Genomic DNA, 22,049 nt, shown 5'->3' on the forward strand with positions numbered 1-22,049 from the left:
AGCACCGAGAAAACGAGTGACGCGCATGAAAACTCCTCGAGCGGTGAGCAGACGGGCCGGGCTGAAAACGGGTGGCGAAAAAGCACCGGGATGTTTTCAGGGCCTTGATCTGCGAAACCGGCAAAGCCTATCACATAAGGCTGGCGAGGCCGACGCCCGCTGATGTAAGACACGTCGTAAATTACTGACGCCCCCTACCCCCGCGGATGATGCTTTGCATGCATTTCCTGCAACCGCGCGCAGAGGGGGACGTGGGTACAGACTATCAAGACTCGTTTAGCGCGGGCGAAGGCGTCACAGCGACATCCGTGGCCCTTGAAGCCCTCGTCGGCGCCCTCTCCCTTCTAGGTAAACTGGATCTCACCGTCCGGGGCATAAACACCGATCACTCTCATTTTCATAAACTCCTTCGCGCCAGCGCGGTCACTCACCCGGGCACATCGCTGTTCATCGTCCGCATTTTCGACGTCGGTTATCTTTAGATAGTTATTGCTTTTCGAAGATCTTATGTACACGAACTGTGGCGTCGCACTTTCTATATAGGCGTGAAAAGCACTGTCCTTATTTTTTGTCCTCAGAAGACAGCCGTTGGCATCCACACCAATCCGCCAGGCCTCCGAACTTCTTTCAAGCCACGGGCTCAGCAGTTTCGGGCCCGAATCTAAATAAGGATCGCTATTACCAACTGACGTTAGCTCACGAACATCCGGATCGTAATTACCCCAGTCCGTGCTGGGTGGAATTAGTCTAGGTGCAAAGGTGAAGGGCTCGGGCAACAAGCTACTACTCTCTTGATTTAAAGTAGACTCGTCAAGAAACCCCCAATGGAATAAAACATACACCTTCGGACGGACATAGCGGAACTCAACCACGATAGATCTAACTTCCAGAGTGCTGGCGTATAAGTAGTCTTGTAGCTCAGACTTCAGTTTTCCGTCTTCTCCTTTTACAATCCTGGAGAATCCCAATTTAGTGCCGTCCTCTAATTCCAGGGTTGCCAGAAATGAGCCGCCCATCAAGTCGGTAGCCATCTTATTCTTCCTTAAACGTGAACACAGAGTGGTGAATTCAAATATAGCCGCTTTTCAACCATTCTATTTCACACTCAAAGATCAATTCGAAGTCAAGCCTCTAACTATTCGCTATTAACTCACCCACTCCAAGCAAGAGGTACGAAGTACTCCTACCCTCGCGGATGATGCTTTGCATGCATTTCCTGCAACCGCGCCCGTGCGACATGGGTGTAGATTTGCGTGGTCGACAAGTCACTGTGGCCCAGGAGCATCTGCACCACGCGCAAGTCGGCGCCATGGTTAAGCAGGTGAGTCGCGAAAGCGTGACGCAAGGTGTGTGGCGACAGGGATTTGCCAATGCCCGCAACTTTGGCCTGATGCTTGATGCGGTGCCAGAAGGTCTGGCGGGTCATCTGCTCACCACGCTGACTGGGGAACAGTACGTCGCTGGGCCGACCGTTGAGCAGTTCATGCCGCGCGTCACGCATGTAACGTTCCACCCAGACGATGGCTTCCTCCCCCATCGGCACCAGTCGCTCTTTGCTGCCCTTGCCCATGATGCGCAACACGCCTTGGCGCAAGTTGACCTGCTCCAGCGTCAAGCTGATCAGCTCAGTTACCCTCAAGCCACAGGCGTAGAGCACTTCCAGCATGGCCCGGTCGCGCTGGCCGATGGCGTCACTCAGGTCGGGTGCAGCCAGCAGCGCTTCGACATCGGCTTCGGACAAGGACTTGGGCAGTGGCTTACCCAACTGCGGCATGTCGACCTGCAATGTGGGGTCGACCGCAATCAGCTTCTCTCGTAGCAAATAGCGGTAGAAGCCCCGCACGCCGGAGAGCAGTCGTGCCGTCGAGCGAGGCTTGTAGCCATTGTCGACCCGCCACCCGAGGTGATCGAGGATCGCTTCCCGGCTGACGCTTAACAGGTCCACGCCTTTTTCCTGCAACCAGCCGTTGAACAGCGCAAGGTCACTGCGGTAGGCATCGCGCGTGTTGTCGGACAGACCTTTCTCCAGCCACAGGGCGTCCAGAAAGCGGTCGATCATGGGATGGTCAATGGCGGGCATGGGTTCTGACTTGAATGGTGGGAAGCGAGGGCGAGTTTTTCATATCTGCCGGGGCGGGACAAAACCCAATGCCAGAATGCAAAAAAGCAGCCCGTAGGCTGCTTTTTCATTCGCATGGGAAGACTGGGATTAAACCAGTTTTTCCTTGATGCGAGCTGCTTTACCGGACAGGTCACGCAGGTAGTACAGCTTGGCCTTGCGAACGTCGCCGCGACGTTTCACAGCCATGCTGTCGATTTGCGGGCTGTAGGTCTGGAAAGTACGTTCAACGCCAACGCCGTTGGAGATTTTACGAACAGTGAAAGCACTGTTCACACCACGGTTACGCTTGGCGATAACAACGCCTTCGAACGCCTGCAGACGAGCGCGGTCGCCTTCCTTCACTTTCACCTGAACGACAATGGTGTCGCCCGGGGCAAAGGGAGGGATCTCTTTGGTCATCTGCTCTGCTTCGAGTGCAAGGATGATTTTGTTAGTCATGCTGTGCTCCTAAGGTAAACCGGTTGGATTTACCATCGATACGTTAACTATCGTCCCGCTCGCGGAGGTATTCCGCCAGCAGCTTCTTCTCTTCTCCAGAAAGCGAGCGGCTTTCCAGAAGATCGGCGCGTCGTTCATAGGTCCGCCCAAGGGACTGCTGTAAACGCCAACGCCGGATGTGTGCGTGATTGCCACTAAGCAATACGTCGGGAACACGCTGATCCGCATACACCTCCGGTCGGGTGTAGTGCGGGCAATCCAGCAGACCATCCGTGAAGGAATCTTCCTCCGCGGAATCTACATGCCCTAAAGCTCCAGGCAGCAGTCGCGTAACCGCATCTATCAGGACCATGGCCGGCAGCTCACCGCCAGATAACACATAGTCGCCAATCGACCACTCTTCATCGACATGAGCTTCAATGAAACGCTCGTCGACGCCTTCATAACGACCGGCAATCAGGATAAGTGCTTCTTCCTGCGCCAGTTCGCGTACCGCAGACTGATTCAGCTTGCGGCCTTGTGGCGACAGGTAAATTACCTTCGCCGCATCCCCCGCCGCCTGCCTGGCCTGAACCAGAGCATCTTCGAGGGGCTTGATCTTCATCACCATGCCAGGGCCACCGCCAAACGGGCGATCGTCCACAGTGTGATGTCGATCAGTGGTGTAATCCCGCGGATTCCAACAGGTGAGCTGCAACAGCTCCTGTTTCACCGCACGGCTGGTAATGCCGTATTCGCTGATGGCGGAAAACATCTCGGGAAACAGCGTGATGACTTCTATGCGCAGGCTGGCCATTGCTTAGAAATCCGCGTCCCATTCCACCTTCATCTCGCCTGCAACCAGATCAACTGCCAACACGCATTGCTCCGTATAGGGCAAAAGGCGTTCGCGATCGTCCAGACTGCCTGCGCAGGGTTTGACCACCATTACATCATTGGCGCCGGTTTCCAGAAGATGATCGACCTTCCCGAGCAGCTGCCCAAGACCGTCAATGACCTTCAGACCTTCAAGCTGGTACCAGTAGTACTCGCCGTCGGTCAATTCAGGGAACAGGTTGCGTGGCACGCAGATCTCATAACCGGCGAGAAGACGTGCTTCTTCGCGATCATCAAGACCCTTGAGCTTTGCGACCAGGAACTTGTCGTTCCCGCGTCCACTGACCAGCTCGACCTGTTTCACATTGCCTTCGCGCTTGAGCGTCCAGGTTTTGTACTGCAACAGGTTTTCGGTTGGATCAGTAAAGGAATACACCTTCACTTCGCCGCGAACGCCGTGTACCGAGTAAATCTTGCCTATGACGATGAGATCGTCGGCAGAATCTGGCGTCGCGTTCATATTGCTCAGGCCGCAGCCTTTGCAGATTCCTTCAACAGCGAAGCAACACGCTCAGAAGGTTGTGCACCAACGCTCAGCCAGTAGGACAGACGCTCTTGGTTCACGGACAGACGGATTTCCTGACCACGGGCAACCGGGTTGAAGAAACCGATTTGTTCCTTGTGCGAACCGTCGCGTGGGTTACGGCTGTCGGTCACAGTCAGGTGGTAGAACGGGCGCTTTTTGGAGCCGCCAAGGGCAAGACGGATTGTTAGCATTGAACAATTTTCCTGTAGTCGGTGCTGCAAATCTAAGATGCACAGCGGGCATGGGTGCCCGAAAGGCCGCATATTCTAAGGAATATCCGGATTTTTGCAAATGACTTTTTCCGGCATACGCCGTCAGGCCATCAAGATCTGCGGTGGAGCCGTCAGGGATGACGGCGGTGAGCGCCTGCGTGAGCAGGCCATCGGGACGGTTGCCCCAAAGAAGGACGCGCGGGAAATAACGCCCGCGCGCTGCAATTTACATTTTGGGCATACCGCCGCCGGGCAACATTCCGCCCATGCCGCGCATCATTTTGGCCATGCCGCCCTTGGTCGAAAACTTCTTCATCATCTTTTGCATCTGTTTGTGCTGCTTGATCAGACGACCGATGTCCTGCACCTGGGTACCGGAACCCATGGCGATACGGCGCTTGCGTGAACCGCTGATCAACTCAGGGTCGCGACGCTCGGCCGGGGTCATGGAATTGATGATGGCTTCCATTTGCTTGAACTGCTTTTCCGCGGCACTTTGCGCGTTACCCATCTGCGACAGGTTAACGCCGCCGATGCTTGGCAGCTTGTCCATGAGCCCGCCCAGGCCGCCCATGTTCTTCATCTGCTGGAGCTGATCACGGAAGTCTTCGAGGTCGAAGCCCTTGCCCTTCTTCAGCTTCTTGGCCAGTTTGTCGGCCTTGTCCTTGTCGAGGGTCTGTTCGGCCTGCTCGATGAGGCTGAGCACGTCGCCCATGCCGAGGATACGTGACGCGATACGGTCGGGGTGGAACGGCTCCAGCGCCTCGCTCTTCTCGCCCATACCGATGAACTTGATCGGCTTGCCGGTGATGGCGCGCACCGACAGCGCAGCACCGCCCCGGGCGTCACCATCGACCTTGGTCAGGATCACGCCGGTCAACGGCAGCGCATCACCGAACGCTTTCGCGGTGTTGGCCGCATCCTGACCGGTCATGGCGTCGACGACGAACAGCGTCTCGGCCGGCTTGGTGGCCGCGTGCAGCGCCTGGATCTCGCCCATCATCTCGGCGTCGATGTGCAGACGACCGGCGGTGTCGAGGATCACGACATCAATGAACTTCAGCCGGGCTTCTTTAATGGCCGCTTCGGCGATGTCCACCGGCTTCTGGCTGATGTCGGACGGGAAGAACGTCACGCCGATGTCGCCGGCCAGGGTTTCCAGCTGCTTGATCGCGGCAGGGCGATAGACGTCCGCCGACACCAGCATCACGGTTTTCCTTTTACGTTCTTTCAGGAATCTGGCGAGTTTGCCCGCCGTGGTGGTCTTGCCCGCACCCTGCAGGCCAGCCATCAGGATGACCGCCGGCGGCGTGACGTTGAGGGTCAGCTCTTCGTTGGCGACCCCCATCATCTCCTCGAGCTCGGCCTGGACGATCTTCACGAACGCCTGGCCCGGCGTCAGGCTGCGCGACACCTCGGTGCCGACGGCGCGCTCCTTGATGCGATTGACGAAGTCTTTGACAACCGGCAAGGCGACGTCGGCTTCAAGCAGCGCCATACGCACTTCACGCAGTGTGTCCTTGATGTTGTCCTCGGTCAGCTTGGCTTTGCCAGTGACCTGGCGCAGCGTCTGCGAGAGACGATCTGTCAGATTTTCAAACATGCGTGATCCTTTGGGTTCGCGCTGAACCCCGATTGATGCGGCCCGGCCCGAAACGGCCTTTCAGTCGGCTCCCGAAGTCGCGACGCCTGCTCTTTATAGGGACGCCCCTGAAAAAGGACGTTACAAAGGCGGCTGAAACAGCGATCGGTGAGCCTGTGGCTTGAGCAGGTCGCGGATTATAGCGAAGACTCCGGCGCACGGACACCACGGCGTCTGCTTATGTAGTCTTTCGTGAAATGCCGGTTTTATGCCAAACTCACCGGCTTTCGGGCATGCCCAACAGGATCTATGTTCCCCTTGTCACCGAGTTTGCTCTTCAGCCTCGCCGCCGCCGTTTTTTACGCCGCTGCGACCGTCTACCAGGGTGCGCGTCTGCGTCAGGGCCGAAAGGCTGACAAATGGCTGCTGTGCCTGATCGGCACCCTTGCCGTCGCTTGCCAGGCCAGCGCGCTTTTTGGCCAGCTGGTGCGCCCTATCGGCCTGGGTCTGGACTTTTTCAGTGCCGCCAGCCTGATCGCCGTCGCGGTGATTATCGTGACCATGCTCGCGTGTATTCGCCTTCCGGTCGAAATCCTGCTCATTCTGTTGTTCCCGCTGGGTCTGCTGACGACCCTGATGGCGCAGTTCGCACCGTCCGGTACGTTGCAACCGATCATCGAAGAACACGGCATTATCAGCCATATCCTGCTGTCGATCCTCGCCTACGGGATGTTCACTATCGCGGTGTTCCAGTCTTTGCTGCTATTGCTGCAAGACCGCCAGCTGAAGAACAAACACCCCCTTGGCCTGATAAAGAGCTTCCCGCCGCTGCAAACCATGGAAAGCCTGCTCTTCGGCTTCCTCTGGGCGGGCTGGGTGCTGCTGTCTCTGTCGCTGATTTCCGGCTGGCTGTTCGTCGAGAACCTGTTCGCCCAGCATCTGGTTCACAAGACCCTGTTGTCGATTCTGGCGTGGGTCGTCTTCAGTGTGCTGTTGTGGGGGCGCCACCATCTGGGCTGGCGCGGGCACAAGGCGATCCGCTGGACGCTGGGCGGATTTCTGCTCTTGATGCTGGCCTACTTCGGCAGCAAGCTCGTTCGTGAATACATCCTGCACATCTGACGGGCGCTGATCATGGATAACCTGCCGGTCGGCACGATGCTCACGCTACTTGCCCTGCTCACCTTGTGGTCCGGGCTGTTCAGTGCGGTCGAGGCTGCGCACCATAATCTTCGGGCGAAGCCGGTCGATCGCCGCTCAAACGAGCCCGTGAAACCGGCCCTGGCATTCAACCTCAACAGCCTCATTCTCGGCAACACGCTGCTCAGGGTACTGATCACTGTCCTCGCCTTCTTGCTCGCCATTAAACAGGGCTACTTCCACGGTGCGCTGATTGCCTGGTTGGGTGTCGCCAGTGTGCTGGTGGTCGTGACCGAGTTCATCCCGCGAAAACTGGCGGCGCGTCGCCCCGAGGCCATTCTGCTGCTGGGCAACAGCGTGCTGCGCATCCCGGTTCGCCTGTTGCAGCCGCTGACCTGGATTTACAAGAACATCGCCAAAACGCTGCTGCGCCCTTTTCTGTCGAAGCGTCGTCCGGACAGCACCGATGACGAAGACGACATGCGTGCGACTGTCTACCAGGACAACGAAAGCCACTTTGGCCGTGCCCATGTGATCTCGGGGATTCACGCGCTGGACCGCATGACCGTGAACGACATCCTGGTACCGCGCAGCGAAGTTGATGGCATCAACCTCGACGACACCATCGAGGAGATCGCCGACAAGCTGATCATCTCCCGCCACACCCGTCTGCCGGTCTACCACAACGACATCAATCAGGTCGAAGGTGTGCTCAACACGCGCATGATCAGCCACCTGCTGCCGCGCAACGAGCTGACCAAGGAGGCATTGCGGGCGGCGTGTTACGAACCCTACTTCGTGCCGGAAAGCACGCCGCTGCAGATGCAGTTGCTCAACTTCCATAAGCAGCAGCGGCGCATGGGCGTGGTCGTCGATGAGTACGGCGAGGTGCTGGGCATCGTTAGCCTGGAGGATATTCTCGAAGAGATCGTCGGTGAGTTTGAAAGCGAGCAAGCGCTCGATAACCCGCACATTCAGCCGCAGCCCGACGGGCGCCTGGTGATCGATGGCGCAGCGTCGATTCGCGACCTGAACAAAAGCCTGGGCTGGCACCTTCCTTCCGACGGCCCTAAAACGCTCAACGGGCTGATCACCGAAGCGCTGGAAACCATTCCCAGCAGCTCGGTCTGCGTCAAGATCGGGCCTTACCGCCTGGAAATCCTCGAGACCGAAGACAATCGCGTCAGCCGGGTGTTGATGTGGCTGAACAGCCGCACCAAAGACGTGATCTGAAAAGGCACGCGGCGGCCTGAAACACTTGTTTCCGCGCCGATCCCCTTCCTATAATCGAGCCGCTTACCCAGCCCCGCCGATCCGCGTGCTACCCGCACAATGCGCGATCCGGCCAGTCACACAGCCTGACCGCTCACGCGACACCCTGGCCTTCGCTCCCATCCCGAGCACGCCACGTGCCTTTGCCCGCATCCGGGCTAGTCTGTTCAGCGCTGGACCCAAAAAACAATTAACGATTGCCGCAGCGCGCGTACGATTTTTCGTCCTTCGCTGACAGGCAACACGACTGCCAGGGATTTCCGCATGACCACAACTTCTGCCTTTCCAACCAGCGACGAGAGCGAGGCCCGCCCCGCCAACTCTGCGGCCCGCGTCGCCACCGCCAGCTTCATCGGCACGGCCATCGAGTTCTACGATTTCTACGTGTACGCCACCGCCGCCGCACTTGTGATCGGGCCGGTGTTCTTCCCGCAAACGTCCAGCACCGCACAAATGCTGTCGGCGTTTCTGACATTCGGGATCGCCTTTCTCGCACGTCCGCTGGGCTCGGCGCTGTTTGGCCACTTCGGCGACCGGATCGGGCGCAAGTCAACCCTGGTGGCCTCGCTGCTGCTGATGGGCGTCTGCACCACGCTGATTGGCGTGTTGCCGGGCTACGACGCCATCGGGTCATGGGCGCCGATCCTGCTTTGCGTTCTGCGCTTTGGCCAGGGCTTGGGATTGGGCGGCGAATGGGGTGGTGCGGCGCTGCTGGCCACCGAGAACGCGCCCAAAGGCAAGCGTGCATGGTTCGGCATGTTTCCACAGCTGGGCCCATCGATCGGCTTCCTCGCCGCCAACGGGCTGTTTCTGACACTGGCCATGACGCTGGATGACGAACAATTCCGGTCCTGGGGCTGGCGCGTGCCTTTTCTGCTCAGCGCCGTGCTGGTGATCATCGGGTTGTACGTGCGCCTGAAACTTGAGGAAACACCGGTATTTGCCAAAGCCATCGCCCGCCACGAGCGTGTGAAATTGCCGATTGCCGAGCTGTTCGCTCAATATTGGGCGCCGATGCTGCTGGGTGCAGCGTCCATGGTGGTGTGCTATGCACTGTTCTACATCTCCACCGTGTTTTCGTTGAGTTATGGGGTGAAGACGCTGGGCTACAGCCGGGAATCGTTTCTTGCGATGCTGTGTTTCGCCGTGCTGTTCATGGCCTTGGCGACGCCGCTGTCTGCGCTGGCGAGTGACCGGTTCGGGCGCAGGCCGGTGCTGATCATCGGTGGGGTCCTGGCCATTCTTTCCGGGTTTCTGATGGAGCCCTTGCTGACCCACGGCACCACATGGGCGGTGACGCTGTTCCTGTCGATCGAGCTGTTTCTGATGGGTGTGACCTTCGCGCCGATGGGCGCAATGTTGCCGGAGCTGTTTCCAACGCGCGTGCGTTATACCGGCGCATCGGCGGCCTACAACATCGGTGGCATTGTCGGTGCCTCGGTCGCCCCTTTCTTCGCACAGAAGCTGGTGGAAATGGGCGGCTTGAGCTGGGTCGGGGGGTATGTCTCTGCAGCGGCACTGATCAGCGTCATCGCCGTGCTATGCCTGAAAGAAACCCGGCACGCAGACCTGGACACGATTGCCTGACACACCGGGTATTTGGGGTGTAGGAGCGTGGCTTGTACCGCGATCGGCGAGGAACCCGTCGCAGGCCGTATAGCCAGGTGAATCAGGAAGACTGCGGCCACCCATCGACGACGACTGCGTCGCCGATCGCGGGACAAGCCACGCTCCCACATGGGACAGTGCGTAATAGCCAAACAAAAACGGCGCTCCTGAGGGCGCCGTTTTTTATTGAGCGTAAAACTTACAACTGAACTTTCACCGCCATGGAAGCGCGGGTGGCCTTGGAGCGGGCGGCTTCGATCGACTCGTCGCGCGCCAGTGCAACGCCCATGCGGCGCTGACCATTAACCTCAGGCTTGCCGAACAGGCGAAGCGCGGTGTCGGGTTCGCTTAGCGCCTGCTCCAGGTTGGCGAAGGCGGTCTGGGTCGACTGGCCTTCCACCAGAATCACCGCCGAGGCCGATGGGCCGAACTGGCGAATCAGCGGGATCGGCAGACCGAGAATGGCGCGTGCATGCAGCGCGAACTGCGACAGGTCCTGGGAAATCAGCGTGACCAGACCGGTGTCGTGGGGGCGCGGCGAGACTTCGCTGAACCAGACCTGATCACCCTTGATGAACAACTCGACGCCGAACAGACCACGACCGCCCAGCGCCTCGGTCACCGCTCTGGCGACGCGCTCGGACTCGGCCAACGCCACCGGGCTCATGGCCTGGGGCTGCCACGATTCCTGATAGTCGCCCTTCTCCTGACGGTGGCCGACCGGCGCACAGAAGGTCGTGCCGCCGACGTGGCGCACGGTGAGCAAGGTGATTTCGTAATCGAAATCGATGAAGCCTTCGATGATCACCCGGCCTTTGCCAGCACGGCCGCCTTCCTGCGCGTAGTCCCACGCCTTCTGGATGTCTGCATCGGTTTTCAAAAGGCTTTGCCCCTTGCCCGACGAACTCATGACCGGCTTGACCACGCAAGGGAAGCCCAGGTCTTCAACGGCTTTTTTGTAGTCTTCGAAGGTGTCGGCAAAGTGATACGGCGAGGTGGGCAGGTCCAGCTCTTCGGCGGCCAGACGGCGGATGCCCTCGCGGTTCATGGTCAGCTGCGCGGCACGGGCGGTCGGAATGACCGTAAAGCCCTCGGACTCCAGCTCCACCAGCGTGGCGGTAGCGATGGCTTCGATTTCCGGAACGATGTAATGCGGCTTCTCGGATTCGATCACGGCACGCAAGGCGGCGCCGTCGAGCATATTGATGACGTGGCTGCGGTGCGCGACCTGCATCGCCGGAGCATTGGCGTAACGGTCAACGGCGATCACTTCAACGCCCAGGCGTTGCAGCTCGATCACCACTTCCTTGCCAAGCTCGCCGCAACCGCAGAGCAAAACGCGGGTCGCGGTCGGCGACAGTGGAGTTCCGATTTGAGTCATCTCAGGTCCTCGTGGAGCAGGTCGAGGGTCGCTCGCCGTGTGCAAGCAACCGCAGGTAGAAAGGCGCGCAATTTACCACGAAGGCCGGGCAATGAAACGCCGTGGCGCGGGGTTGTTCAACGTTGAGGGCGGTCGCCACTCACTTGAAACATCATCCCGCTGGCCCTCGCCCGCTCATCGCAGGCACTCAACACGGCGCGGCGCTGTTGATTGTCCATGCGGCTCCAGCCGGTGATTTCTGCCAGGGTGCGCTGGCAACCGGTGCAGGTATCGGCTTCGTCCAGTGCGCAAATGCTCACGCAAGGCGAGCGGACCGGCTTTTCATGGATCGGGCCTTCATGGAGTGGAGCGTCGGTGCTGGACATCAATCTTCCTGCGGGGCCAGGTCACGCGCGTAGCGTTGGGCGTTGTGGACGTAGTGCGCGGCGCTGGCGTCGAGCATCTGCTTTTGGGCGTCAGTCAGCTCCCTGACGATTTTGCCCGGCGAGCCCATGACCAGCGAGCCATCAGGAATGACCTTGCCTTCGCCGATCAGCGAGTTGGCGCCGATGATGCAGTGCTTGCCGATTTTGGCGCCATTGAGAATGACCGAGTTGATGCCGATGAGCGTGCTGTCCCCGACGCTGCAACCGTGAAGCATCGCGTTGTGGCCGATGGTCACGTTCCGGCCGATGGTCAGCGGCGAACCCATGTCGGTGTGCATGACCGTGCCGTCCTGCACGTTGCTGTTTTCGCCGATGTCGATCAGCTCGTTGTCGCCCCGCAGCACGGCGCCGAACCAGACGCTGGCGTTGGCCTGCAAGCGCACATGGCCGATAACGGTCGCTGTCGGTGCGATCCAGCTGCTGGCGTGCGCGTCGACGCGGGACTCGCCCAGGCGGTACTTCATGGTGTGTTCCTCATGGCTGGCGCTGGGCCGGGGGTCAGGATTTCAGCGTGTGGATGATCGATCGCTTGGGCGGCTCGTTCAGGTCGATGCCGCTGTCGAACAGCACGTTCATCAGCTCGACGATCATGATCGCGGTCAGGCCCCAAATCTTGTATTCGCCAAAGCGGTAACTCGGCACGTACCAACTGCGCCCTTGATAGTCGATGCGGTGCGTGTGCTCGCGGGCATCCTGGCGAAAGAAGTCCAGCGGCACGCTGAAGACCGCCGCGATCTCGCCGTGATTGGGTGTGTACTCAACGAAATCCGGAATGATACCGACATAGGGCGTCACCTTGATGTCGTGCTTGGAGATCAGCGGACTCAGCGGGCCAACCACTTCCACAAGGCCCGGTGGCAGGCCGATCTCCTCCCGGGCCTCGCGCAGCGCCGTGAAAATGAGGTCCGGGTCTTCGGGGTCGCGTCGCCCGCCAGGGAACGCCACTTCACCGCCGTGGGTCGACAGGCCACTGGCGCGCAGGGTCAGCACCAGTTCGGGCTCGGCGTTGCGGGTGATGGGGAGAAGCACGGCGGCCTCGGGGAAGCGCGCGTCCGTTTCCAGCGTCACCGGCGTGTGGCTGCTCATACGGTGAAGTAGCTCATCCAGCATGGGAATTCTCGATCGGTTGCCTGCCCGGCATCATGCACCAAAGCGACGACACGCCCAAGTCTTGTAGGACAACCCGCGCGTGGAAGACGCCTCTTGCCGTCCACCCGCGCGACAGCTCAAGATAGCCGCTGCCAAAAGGAACCCGATTCGATCATGAAATTCTGCAGCAACTGCGGCGAACAGGTCATCCAGCGTATTCCCGAGGGCGACAGCCGCCCGCGTTACGTGTGTGAACATTGCGACACCATTCACTACCAGAACCCCAACATTGTGGCCGGCGTCGTGCCGGTGTGGGGCGAGAAAGTGTTGCTGTGTCGTCGAGCCATCGAACCACGGCTGGGCTACTGGACGCTGCCAGCCGGGTTCATGGAGAACGGTGAGAGCGTCGAACAGGCCGCCCGCCGTGAAACCCTTGAAGAAGCCTGCGCGCTGCTGGGGGATTTGCACTTGTATTCGATGATCGACGTTCCGCACATCAGTCAGGTGCATATCTTCTACCGCTCGAACCTGGTCAAACCGGAGTTCGCCGCCGGGATCGAAAGCCTTGAAGTGAAGCTGTTCGACGAAGCCGACATCCCGTGGTCGGAGCTGGCTTTCCAGACCGTCAGACGTACCCTAGAATGCTTTTTCCGCGACCGGCGGCATCAGGATTTCCAGGTGCGGACCGATTGCCTCTCTGTGACACCCCCTCTCAAAACCACTTGACCAAGACGATGACGCGCGATTGTCGCGCACGCTTCAGGGATACCCTTTTCATGCGCTGGTTGCTTGCCGTTTTATGCCTGTCGGTTATACCGCTGTCCCAGGCTGCGTTCACCCAGACCATCGTGCCCAAAGGCAGCGAACAGAAGTTCGTTGGCGGAAAGGTCATCGACACCCAGAACATTGCGGACCGCACCATCGACAAAGTGCTGGTGCTGAAATCAGCGCATCAATTGCAGCTGATCAGCCGTGGCGAGGCGCTGAAGACGTACCGGATTTCTCTGGGCAAAGTGCCCAAAGGCCCCAAACTGGAGGAAGGCGACCAGCGCACCCCGGAGGGTTTCTATTGGCTCGACTGGCGCAAGACCAGCGACGCCTACAACCTGTCGATGCACATTTCCTACCCGAACATCTCCGATGCCGCACGCGCCCGCCGCGAAGGTGTGAAACCCGGCAGCATGATCATGATCCACGGCACGCCCATCAACGATGATTACCCGGAGTGGTATTTCCACACGCTGGACTGGACGAACGGCTGCATCGCCATGCGCAACAGCGATATCCGTGAGGTGTGGGATCTGGTGAAAGACGGCACGATGATCGAAATTCGCCCGTGACGTGATTGCCGGAGCTGGCTTGCTGGCGAACGGGGCGTATCAGTCAATATTTTTGTCAACGATCTACCGCGTTCGCCAGCAACCCGGCTCCTACAGGGGGACAGCGATGCTGACATAGTTGAAAAAGGTCGGCATCGACTGAAACGGACGGCGGCGACAGCTAGATATCCTCCAGCCTCCACACCTCGTACGCCGGTACTTCGTAGGGATGACTGTCCTTCAGCGCAGCAACCGCCTGGCTGATCAACTCGTGCGCCACCACAAGCTCAACCTTCCATTCCTGAACCTGCTCGACCTCGCCGGCCTGCCCGATGAACGGCTGACTGCCGTCCAGCGGGCGGAACTGGCCGTGGCCGAGGACCTGCCATGAGCAGCGATCGTACGCGCCGATTCGCCCCGCACCGGCGGCGAACAACGCGTTTTTGACCTGCTCCACATGGCTCGGCGGCACGAAGAAAGCCAGCTTGTACATCGGCGATCAGTTCACCCAGACGCGCGCATTGCGGAACATACGCATCCACGCGCCATCTTCAGCCCACTCATCCGGACGCCACGAGTTGGTCACGGCGCGGAACACGCGCTCAGGGTGCGGCATCATAATGGTGACGCGACCGTCGAGCGTGGTGAGACCTGCGATACCACGGGGCGAACCGTTCGGGTTGGCTGGATAGGTTTCAGTGACCTTGCCGTGATTGTCGACGAAACGCACGGCAACGGTGCCGGACAGATCGGTTTCAATCAGTGACTCAGGGGTCTTGAACTCCGCGTGACCTTCACCGTGGGCGATGGCGATCGGCATGTGCGAGCCGGCCATGCCTTGCAGGAAGATCGAGGCCGACTTCTGGATCTCGACCATCGCCACGCGCGCTTCGAACTGCTCCGAGCGGTTGCGCACGAAATGCGGCCAGAACTCGCTGCCCGGGATCAGCTCACTGAGGTTGGACATCATCTGGCAACCGTTGCAGACGCCCAGGGCGAAGCTGTCGCTACGGGCGAAGAAGCCCTGGAACGCGTCACGCGCACGGCTGTTGAACAGCGCAGATTTGGCCCAGCCTTCGCCGGCACCCAGCACGTCGCCGTAGGAGAAACCGCCGCACGCCACCAGACCTTTGAAGTCGTTGAGATCGACGCGACCGGCGAGGATGTCGCTCATGTGCACGTCAACCGAGGCGAAACCGGCGCGGTCGAAGGCTGCAGCCATTTCGACCTGGCCGTTGACACCCTGCTCGCGAAGCACCGCCACTTGCGGACGTACGCCCTTCTTGATGTAAGGCGCGGCGATGTCGTCGTTGACGTCATAGCCCAGCTTCACGGTGAGGCCCGGGTTGTCTTCTTCCAGCAGCGCGTCGAATTCCTGATCAGCGCAATCGGCGTTATCACGCAGGCGCTGGATCTGATAGCTCGTCTCGCTCCACTGACGTTGCAGCAGGCGGCGATCACCTTTGAATACAGTCTCGCCGCTCAGGCTGACGATAACGTCGCTGTTGTTGATCGGCTTGCCGATCACGGCAACGCAATCTTCGCCAAGGCCCGCAGCACTGAACTGAGCCAGCACCAGCGGCGTGGCGTCCTGGCGAACCTGAATCACTGCGCCCAGCTCTTCGCTGAACAGAATCGCCGCGACTCTTTCGCGCTTGCCGGTCAAGGTGTCGAGTTCGAGATTCAAGCCACAGTGGCCAGCGAACGCCATTTCCAGCACGGTCGTCATCAAGCCACCGTCGGAACGGTCATGGTAGGCCAGCAGGTGGCCGTCGGCGTTGAGGCCCTGAATGACAGCGAAGAAGGCTTTCAGGTCTTCGGCGTCATCGACGTCCGGTGCCACACTGCCCAGCTTGCCGTGGGTCTGGGCAAGGATCGAGGCGCCCATGCGGTTCTGGCCGCGGCCCAGGTCGATCAGGATCAGGTCGGTCAGGCCCTTGTCCATGCGCAATTGCGGGGTCAAGGTCTTGCGAATGTCGGTCACCGGCGCGAAACCGGTCACGATCAGCGACAGCGGCGAGGTCACGGTTTTCTCGGTGCCCTCGTCGCTCCAGCGGGTCTTCATGGACATCGAGTCCTTGCCCACCGGAATGGTAATGCCCAGCTCGGGGCACAGCTCCATCCCGACCGCTTTGACGGTGTCGTACAGACGGGCGTCTTCGCCCGGGTGGCCGGCAGCGGACATCCAGTTGGCGGACAGCTTGATGTCGGAAATCTTGCCGATGCTGGATGCTGCGATGTTGGTCAGGGTCTCGCCAATCGCCATGCGGCCGGACGCCGGAGCGTCCAGCAATGCCAGCGGCGTGCGCTCGCCCATCGCCATGGCTTCGCCGGTGTACACGTCAAAACTGGTGGCCGTCACGGCGACGTCTGCCACGGGCACTTGCCACGGACCGACCATCTGGTCGCGGTTGACCATACCGGTGATGCTGCGGTCACCAATGGTGATAAGGAAGCTTTTGCTCGCCACAGCCGGGTGATGGAGCACGCGCTGCACACTTTCTTCGATGTCGAGGGCGGCAGGGTCGAAGTCGTCGCCCAGCTCTGTTTCACGCTCGGCCGAACGGTGCATGCGCGGTGCCTTGCCCAGCAACACTTCCAGCGGCATGTCCACAGGGTTGTTGCCGAAGTGGCTGTCGGTGACGGTCAGTTGCGGCTCTTCAGTCGCCTCACCTACCACCGCAAACGGGCAACGCTCACGTTCGCAGATCGCTTTGAAGCGCTCGAAGTCCGGGGCGCTGACGGCCAGAACATAACGTTCCTGAGACTCGTTGCTCCAGATCTCCAACGGCGCCATGCCCGGCTCGTCGTTGGGCACGTTGCGCAGTTCGAAGCGGCCACCGCGGCCACCGTCGTTAACCAGTTCCGGGAAGGCGTTGGACAGACCGCCCGCACCCACGTCATGGATGAACGCGATCGGGTTGGCGTCGCCCAGCTGCCAGCAGCGGTCAATGACCTCCTGGCAACGGCGCTCCATTTCCGGGTTTTCGCGCTGCACCGAAGCGAAGTCCAGGTCGGCCGAACTGGTGCCGGTGGCCATGGAGGAAGCCGCGCCGCCGCCCAGGCCAATCAGCATCGCCGGGCCACCGAGCACGATCAGCTTGGCGCCGACGGTGATTTCGGCTTTCTGCACGTGCTCTTCGCGGATGTTGCCCATGCCGCCAGCGAGCATGATCGGCTTGTGATAGCCGCGCACTTCGTCGCCGTGAGGCGTGCTGATGGACTGCTCAAAGGTGCGGAAATAGCCGGTCAGGGCAGGACGACCGAACTCATTGTTGAACGCCGCGCCACCCAGCGGGCCTTCGATCATGATGTCCAGCGGCGTGACGATGCGCTCGGGCTTGCCGTAAGGTTGCTCCCACGGCTGTTCAAAGCCGGGAATGTTCAGGTTGGACACCGTGAAACCGGTCAGGCCGGCTTTCGGTTTGGCACCACGCCCGGTAGCGCCCTCGTCGCGGATTTCGCCGCCGGAACCGGTGGACGCGCCAGGGAACGGGGCAATCGCCGTCGGGTGGTTGTGGGTCTCAACCTTCATCAGGATGTGCACCGGCTCCTGAACCGCAGCGTATTCGCGGGTTTCAGGGTTCGGGAAGAAACGGCCGGCGACGCTGCCGACGATCACCGAGGCGTTGTCCTTGTAAGCGGACAGCACGCCTTCGTTGTGCATCTGATAGGTGTTCTTGATCATCCCGAACAGGCTTTTTTCCTGGCTCTGACCGTCGATGTCCCAACTGGCGTTGAAAATCTTGTGACGGCAGTGCTCGGAGTTTGCCTGGGCAAACATCATCAGTTCGATGTCGTGGGGATTGCGCTTGAGCCCGATGAACGCCGTGACGAGGTAGTCGATTTCGTCTTCGGCAAGGGCCAGGCCCAATTCAACGTTGGCTTTTTCCAGCGCCGCGCGGCCGCCACCCAGTACGTCGATGGCGGTCAAAGGTTTGGGCTCGGCGTGGCTGAACAGGCTGGCGGCCTCTTCCAGCGCGCCCAGCACGATCTGGGTCATGCGGTCATGCAGGGCGTCGGCGATCAGCTGTGCCTCGGCGTCGCTGAACGCGCCTTCTACATAAAAGGCGATGCCGCGCTCAAGACGCTGGATCTTGGTCAGGCTGCAATTGCGCGCGATGTCGGTGGCCTTGCTCGACCATGGCGAAATGGTGCCGAAGCGCGGGAGGACCAGGAACAGGCGGCCCGCAGGCGCCTGCACCGGTACGCTCGGACCGTATTTCAGCAGGCGGGCAAGGACTTGCTGCTCGTCTTCGGTCAGGACGCCATTGACCTCAGCGAAGTGGGCGAATTCAGCGTACAGGCCACTGACAGACGGAACTTTATCGTTCAGCTGTGCAAGTAATTTCTTGTGGCGGAAGGCGGAAAGGGCGGGAGCACCACGCAGGATCAACATCGTCGGGACAGCCTCGGGAAGGGGGTGTGCTTTGAGGCCGTGCATTCTAGCCTAATCGCTCACCGGAGGCACCCGAAACCACGGCATGGCGTACGCCCGAATGTCGGCTCCGGGCGCTTGCCTGCGCCGAAAGGTAAAAAATCCTCTGCTCTATCAGACGCGACCCGCGCTGTCGAGATATGGCGGTATGGCTCCTTTGCGTATACTGCACCGATGTTTTCCCAATCAGATTTCCGCCCACGCTGTGCCAAGTGGCTCATCGCAACCGGAATCTTCCTGCTGCTCGGCGCGTGTGTGGAGAAACCCAACACGCTGGAACGAGTCAAGGAGGATGGCGTTTTGCGCGTCGTCACCCGCAACAGCCCGGCGACCTATTTTCAGGACCGCAACGGTGAAACCGGTTTCGAATACGAACTGGTGAAGCGCTTTGCCGACGATCTGGGTGTCGAACTCAAAATAGAAGCCGCCGACAACCTCGACGACCTGTTCGACCAGATGAGCAAGCCAGGCGGGCCGGTGCTGGCAGCGGCCGGGCTGGTGAGCAGCGAGAACCGCGCGAAACAGGTGCGCTTTTCCCATTCATACCTCGAAGTCACCCCGCAGGTGGTGTACCGCAATGGCCAGTCGCGCCCGACTGATCCGGGCGATCTGGTCGGTAAGCGCATCCTGGTCCTCAAAGGCAGCAGCCACGCCGAGCAGCTGGCCGCACTGAAGGTCAAGAACCCTGGCATCAACTACGAAGAGTCCGATCAGGTCGAAGTCGTCGACTTGCTGCGCATGGTGGATGAGGGCCAGATCGACCTGACGCTGGTGGATTCCAACGAGCTGGCGATGAACCAGGTGTATTTCCCCAACGTCCGCGTCGGCTTTGACCTTGGCGATGGCCGCGACCAGCGCTGGGCGGTGGCCCTGGGCGATGACAACAGCCTGCTCAACGAGATCAACGCCTATCTCGACAAGATGCAAAAGAATGGCATGTTGCAGCGGCTTAAAGACCGCTACTACGGGCATGTCGACGTCCTCGGTTACGTCGGCGCCTACACCTTCGCCCAGCATTTGCAGGAACGCCTGCCCAAGTACGAAAAGCACTTCCAGACCGCCGCCAAAGCCGAGCAGGTCGACTGGCGGCTGCTGGCGGCGATCGGTTATCAGGAATCATTGTGGCAGCCGGGCGTGACGTCGAAGACCGGCGTGCGCGGCCTGATGATGCTCACCCAGAGCACAGCCCAGGCCATGGGCGTGTCCAATCGGCTTGACGCAAAACAGAGTATTCAGGGCGGCGCCAAGTACTTCGCCTACGTCAAAGAACAGCTCGACGACTCGATTCAGGAGCCGGATCGCACTTGGCTGGCGCTGGCGTCCTACAACATTGGTACCGGTCATCTGGATGACGCACGCAAGCTAGCGGAAAGCGAAGGGCTAAACCCGAACAAATGGCTGGACGTGAAAAAAATGCTGCCGCGTCTGTCGCAGAAGAAGTGGTACAGCAAGACCCGCTACGGCTATGCCCGCGGTGGCGAACCGGTCAGTTTCGTCGCCAACATCCGTCGGTATTACGACATCCTCACGTGGGTGACGCAGCCGCAGATGGAAGGTGGTCAGGTCGCGGAAGGCTCGATGCACGTCCCTGGCGTCGACAAGACCAAGCCGCCGGAAGAAAAGGCGCCGCTTTAGTCAGCCGCCGGAATCCACTCGCCGTCGCACTGAACTACCCCTTCGCCCGCCTCATCCTGAAAAACTCGCTCAGCATCGTCCCGCACTCCTCACCCAGCACACCGCCTTCAAACAGCACGCGGTGGTTCAGGAACGGCTGCGTGAAGAACTGCCCCTGACTCTGCACCACCCCCGCTTTGGGCTCCGTCGCGCCATAGACCACGCGGCTGACGCGTGAATGGACGATCAGCCCCGCGCACATGCTGCAGGGTTCCAAGGTGACGTACAGCGTGCTGCCTGGCAGGCGGTAATTGCTCACAGACTGCGCCGCCGCCCGGATAGCGACCATTTCGGCGTGGGCGCTGGGGTCGTTGCCGCTGATGGGGCAATTGAAGCCTCGGCCCACGATTTCACCGTTTTGCACGATCACGGCGCCAACCGGCACTTCGCCCAGCAACGCGCCTTCTGCCGCCAAGGCCAGCGCCTCACGCATGAAGTGCTGATCACGGCTGCGATCGATGATAGGTGGCTGGCGCATCAGGTCACCTCAATAGCGGCCATGAGACCGGTTTCCATGTGATCGACCACGTGGCAATGAAACATCCACACGCCGGGGTTATCCGCGACCAAAGCGACCCGTGCGCGCTCGTTGCGCCCCAGCAGATAGGTGTCGGTGAAATACGGAATCACGGTTTTGCGATTGGAAGCGATCACTTTGAAGCTCATGCCGTGCAGGTGAATGGGGTGCTGATACTGCGTCATGTTCTTCAGCTCGATGATGTAGCTTCTGCCTCTTTGGAGTTTGGCGATCGGCCGGTCGGCGCAGGTCTTGTCGGTGATGTCCCACGCTTGGCCATTGATCTGCCACAGGCTAGGGGGTTTGCCGTTGTCCACATTCACCGACACCGAGCCGACCCACTCGAAATTGAAATTCAGCTTCTCGGCGTTGGCCAGGTCAGGCTCCGCGATGGGATTTGCCGGCAGCTCGGGCGGCCACTCGCCCGGCGCACCGTTGTGCGCGACCGAGCGAAAGGTGCCCAGCCGCACCGGGCCGTTGCGCAGGGAAATCTCTGCACCGGCGGCGGGCGCCTTGATCGCGAGACAGAGGCGCATGCCCGGCCCAAGCCAGTAATCCTTGCCCAGCGGGCGCGGTTTGACCGGGTTGCCGTCTAGGGCGTAAATCATCGCCTCGGCGCCTGGCAGATTCAGCCGGTAGGTCACCGTGTTGTCGAGATTGAGAAGGCGCACGCGGGTGATTTGCCCGGCCGGCAGCTCGACGACGCCCTGTGGCACGCCGTTGATCGTCGACAATCGGCCGGCCGTGCCCTCGCGGGCGGCCTCGCGAATGACGCTGAAATCAGTAAAAGCGCCCTGCTCGTCCACGTGCCAGCTCTTTAGGCTGACCACGCGTTCGTGGGCGAATCCGGTGGGCTCGCGCTCTTCGACAATCAGGGGACCGACCAGTCCACGCCCCAGCTCTTCGCTGCTGCTGACATGCGGGTGGTACCAATAGCTGCCAGCGTCTGGCACACGGAATCTATAGTCGAAGTACTCGCCCGGCTTGACCGGCAATTGCGAGACGTAAGGCACGCCGTCCATCTCCAGCGGGAGCCTGATGCCGTGCCAATGGATGGTGGTTTCCACGGGCAGGTGATTGATGAAGCGCACCCGTAGCCACTCGCCCTGCCTTACCCGCAGTTCAGTGCCCGGCGCCGACACGCCAAACGCCCAGGCGGGGGTCTGGTGCCCGGCCACCAATTCGACGTCCAGTGGCGCGGCGATCAGTTCGTAATCGTGACCCTCCCCCGGGCCGCGTTTGCCCAGCCAATACCTTGAGGCGCCGCCAGCGCCAAGCCCGACCACGGCAAGACCAGCCAGACCTGCAAGTATTTGTCGACGGGTAAAAGACATGTACGGCAAAACCTCAAACGACTGGCCGCATCCGGGAACGATGCGAAGGGCAGACACGATACACCTGCACTTGCAGAATTTTAAGGCGACCGCGTA

Annotated in this window: 21 protein-coding genes; 6 read left to right on the forward strand and 15 right to left on the reverse strand. The window is 60.3% G+C overall.

Annotated elements, in window-relative coordinates; genetic code table 11:
- Positions 1-344: 344 nt before the first annotated feature.
- The 7 genes from VF672_RS17020 to ffh form a co-directional block, all read right to left on the reverse strand.
- On the reverse strand, positions 345-1,031 hold the full coding sequence (locus VF672_RS17020) for a hypothetical protein (RefSeq protein WP_331105730.1): 687 nt from the start codon (positions 1,029-1,031) through the stop codon (positions 345-347).
- Positions 1,032-1,183: 152 nt separating this feature from the next.
- The gene (gene xerD, locus VF672_RS17025; protein ID WP_331105731.1) at positions 1,184-2,080 is read right to left on the reverse strand and encodes a site-specific tyrosine recombinase XerD; all 897 of its coding nucleotides are present in this window, start codon (positions 2,078-2,080) and stop codon (positions 1,184-1,186) included.
- Positions 2,081-2,209: 129 nt separating this feature from the next.
- Complete coding sequence (rplS, locus tag VF672_RS17030) at positions 2,210-2,560, reverse strand: 50S ribosomal protein L19 (protein WP_037012438.1); 351 nt, start codon at positions 2,558-2,560, stop codon at positions 2,210-2,212.
- Positions 2,561-2,603: 43 nt separating this feature from the next.
- The gene (gene trmD, locus VF672_RS17035; protein WP_331105732.1) at positions 2,604-3,356 is read right to left on the reverse strand and encodes a tRNA (guanosine(37)-N1)-methyltransferase TrmD; all 753 of its coding nucleotides are present in this window, start codon (positions 3,354-3,356) and stop codon (positions 2,604-2,606) included.
- 3 nt (positions 3,357-3,359) lie between these two features.
- Entirely contained in the window at positions 3,360-3,896 is a 537-nt protein-coding gene (gene rimM, locus VF672_RS17040; protein WP_331105733.1) for a ribosome maturation factor RimM, read from the reverse strand.
- Between the two features lie 5 nt (positions 3,897-3,901).
- Positions 3,902-4,153 (reverse strand): 30S ribosomal protein S16, encoded by a 252-nt coding sequence (gene rpsP / locus VF672_RS17045; RefSeq protein WP_331105734.1) that lies wholly within the window; start codon positions 4,151-4,153, stop codon positions 3,902-3,904.
- 247 nt (positions 4,154-4,400) lie between these two features.
- Positions 4,401-5,777 (reverse strand): signal recognition particle protein, encoded by a 1,377-nt coding sequence (ffh, locus tag VF672_RS17050; protein WP_331105735.1) that lies wholly within the window; start codon positions 5,775-5,777, stop codon positions 4,401-4,403.
- A 288-nt stretch (positions 5,778-6,065) separates the two neighbouring features.
- On the opposite strand from ffh, the gene VF672_RS17055 reads away from it, so the two are divergent.
- From VF672_RS17055 to VF672_RS17065, 3 genes are all read left to right on the forward strand, one after another.
- A complete protein-coding gene (locus VF672_RS17055; RefSeq protein WP_331105736.1) occupies positions 6,066-6,878 on the forward strand; it encodes a cytochrome C assembly family protein in 813 nt (270 codons plus the stop codon).
- Between the two features lie 12 nt (positions 6,879-6,890).
- Entirely contained in the window at positions 6,891-8,129 is a 1,239-nt protein-coding gene (locus VF672_RS17060) for a transporter associated domain-containing protein (RefSeq protein ID WP_331105737.1), read from the forward strand.
- Positions 8,130-8,432: 303 nt separating this feature from the next.
- Positions 8,433-9,755 (forward strand): MFS transporter, encoded by a 1,323-nt coding sequence (locus tag VF672_RS17065; protein WP_331105738.1) that lies wholly within the window; start codon positions 8,433-8,435, stop codon positions 9,753-9,755.
- A gap of 220 nt (positions 9,756-9,975) precedes the next feature.
- On the opposite strand, the gene purT is transcribed toward VF672_RS17065, so the two are convergent.
- From purT to VF672_RS17085, 4 genes are all read right to left on the reverse strand, one after another.
- Positions 9,976-11,157 (reverse strand): formate-dependent phosphoribosylglycinamide formyltransferase, encoded by a 1,182-nt coding sequence (purT, locus tag VF672_RS17070; protein ID WP_331105739.1) that lies wholly within the window; start codon positions 11,155-11,157, stop codon positions 9,976-9,978.
- Positions 11,158-11,273: 116 nt separating this feature from the next.
- Positions 11,274-11,522: a DUF1289 domain-containing protein gene (locus VF672_RS17075; RefSeq protein ID WP_331105740.1), complete on the reverse strand. Its 249-nt coding sequence runs from the start codon at positions 11,520-11,522 to the stop codon at positions 11,274-11,276.
- Positions 11,522-12,046 (reverse strand): gamma carbonic anhydrase family protein, encoded by a 525-nt coding sequence (locus VF672_RS17080; RefSeq protein ID WP_331105741.1) that lies wholly within the window; start codon positions 12,044-12,046, stop codon positions 11,522-11,524. The genes VF672_RS17075 and VF672_RS17080 overlap by 1 nt, the downstream gene beginning before the upstream one ends.
- A 34-nt stretch (positions 12,047-12,080) precedes the next feature.
- Entirely contained in the window at positions 12,081-12,692 is a 612-nt protein-coding gene (locus VF672_RS17085) for a CoA pyrophosphatase (protein WP_331105742.1), read from the reverse strand.
- 153 nt (positions 12,693-12,845) lie between these two features.
- Here VF672_RS17085 and VF672_RS17090 point away from each other — a divergent pair, with 153 nt between their 5' ends.
- Both VF672_RS17090 and VF672_RS17095 read left to right on the forward strand, forming a co-directional pair.
- A complete protein-coding gene (locus tag VF672_RS17090) occupies positions 12,846-13,397 on the forward strand; it encodes an NUDIX hydrolase (protein ID WP_331105743.1) in 552 nt (183 codons plus the stop codon).
- Positions 13,398-13,447: 50 nt separating this feature from the next.
- On the forward strand, positions 13,448-14,011 hold the full coding sequence (locus VF672_RS17095; protein ID WP_331105744.1) for a L,D-transpeptidase family protein: 564 nt from the start codon (positions 13,448-13,450) through the stop codon (positions 14,009-14,011).
- Between the two features lie 160 nt (positions 14,012-14,171).
- Here the strand turns inward: VF672_RS17095 and VF672_RS17100 are convergent, their stop codons facing one another.
- On the reverse strand, positions 14,172-14,483 hold the full coding sequence (locus tag VF672_RS17100) for a YqfO family protein (RefSeq protein WP_331105745.1): 312 nt from the start codon (positions 14,481-14,483) through the stop codon (positions 14,172-14,174).
- Between the two features lie 6 nt (positions 14,484-14,489).
- Positions 14,490-18,389 (reverse strand): phosphoribosylformylglycinamidine synthase, encoded by a 3,900-nt coding sequence (purL, locus tag VF672_RS17105; protein ID WP_331105746.1) that lies wholly within the window; start codon positions 18,387-18,389, stop codon positions 14,490-14,492.
- A gap of 213 nt (positions 18,390-18,602) precedes the next feature.
- Between purL and mltF the strand changes: the two genes are divergently transcribed.
- The gene (gene mltF, locus VF672_RS17110; protein WP_331105747.1) at positions 18,603-20,063 is read left to right on the forward strand and encodes a membrane-bound lytic murein transglycosylase MltF; all 1,461 of its coding nucleotides are present in this window, start codon (positions 18,603-18,605) and stop codon (positions 20,061-20,063) included.
- A 34-nt stretch (positions 20,064-20,097) separates the two neighbouring features.
- Here the strand turns inward: mltF and tadA are convergent, their stop codons facing one another.
- Together tadA and VF672_RS17120 are read right to left on the reverse strand one after the other, a co-directional pair.
- Complete coding sequence (gene tadA, locus VF672_RS17115) at positions 20,098-20,580, reverse strand: tRNA adenosine(34) deaminase TadA (RefSeq protein ID WP_331105748.1); 483 nt, start codon at positions 20,578-20,580, stop codon at positions 20,098-20,100.
- Positions 20,580-21,953, reverse strand: a complete 1,374-nt coding sequence (locus VF672_RS17120) for a multicopper oxidase family protein (RefSeq protein ID WP_331105749.1) — start codon at positions 21,951-21,953, stop codon at positions 20,580-20,582. Before VF672_RS17120 ends, tadA begins: the two co-directional genes overlap by 1 nt.
- Between the last annotated feature and the right edge of the window lie 96 nt (positions 21,954-22,049).

This window comes from Pseudomonas sp. (assembly GCF_036387035.1).
Classification (GTDB): Bacteria; Pseudomonadota; Gammaproteobacteria; order Pseudomonadales; family Pseudomonadaceae; genus Aquipseudomonas.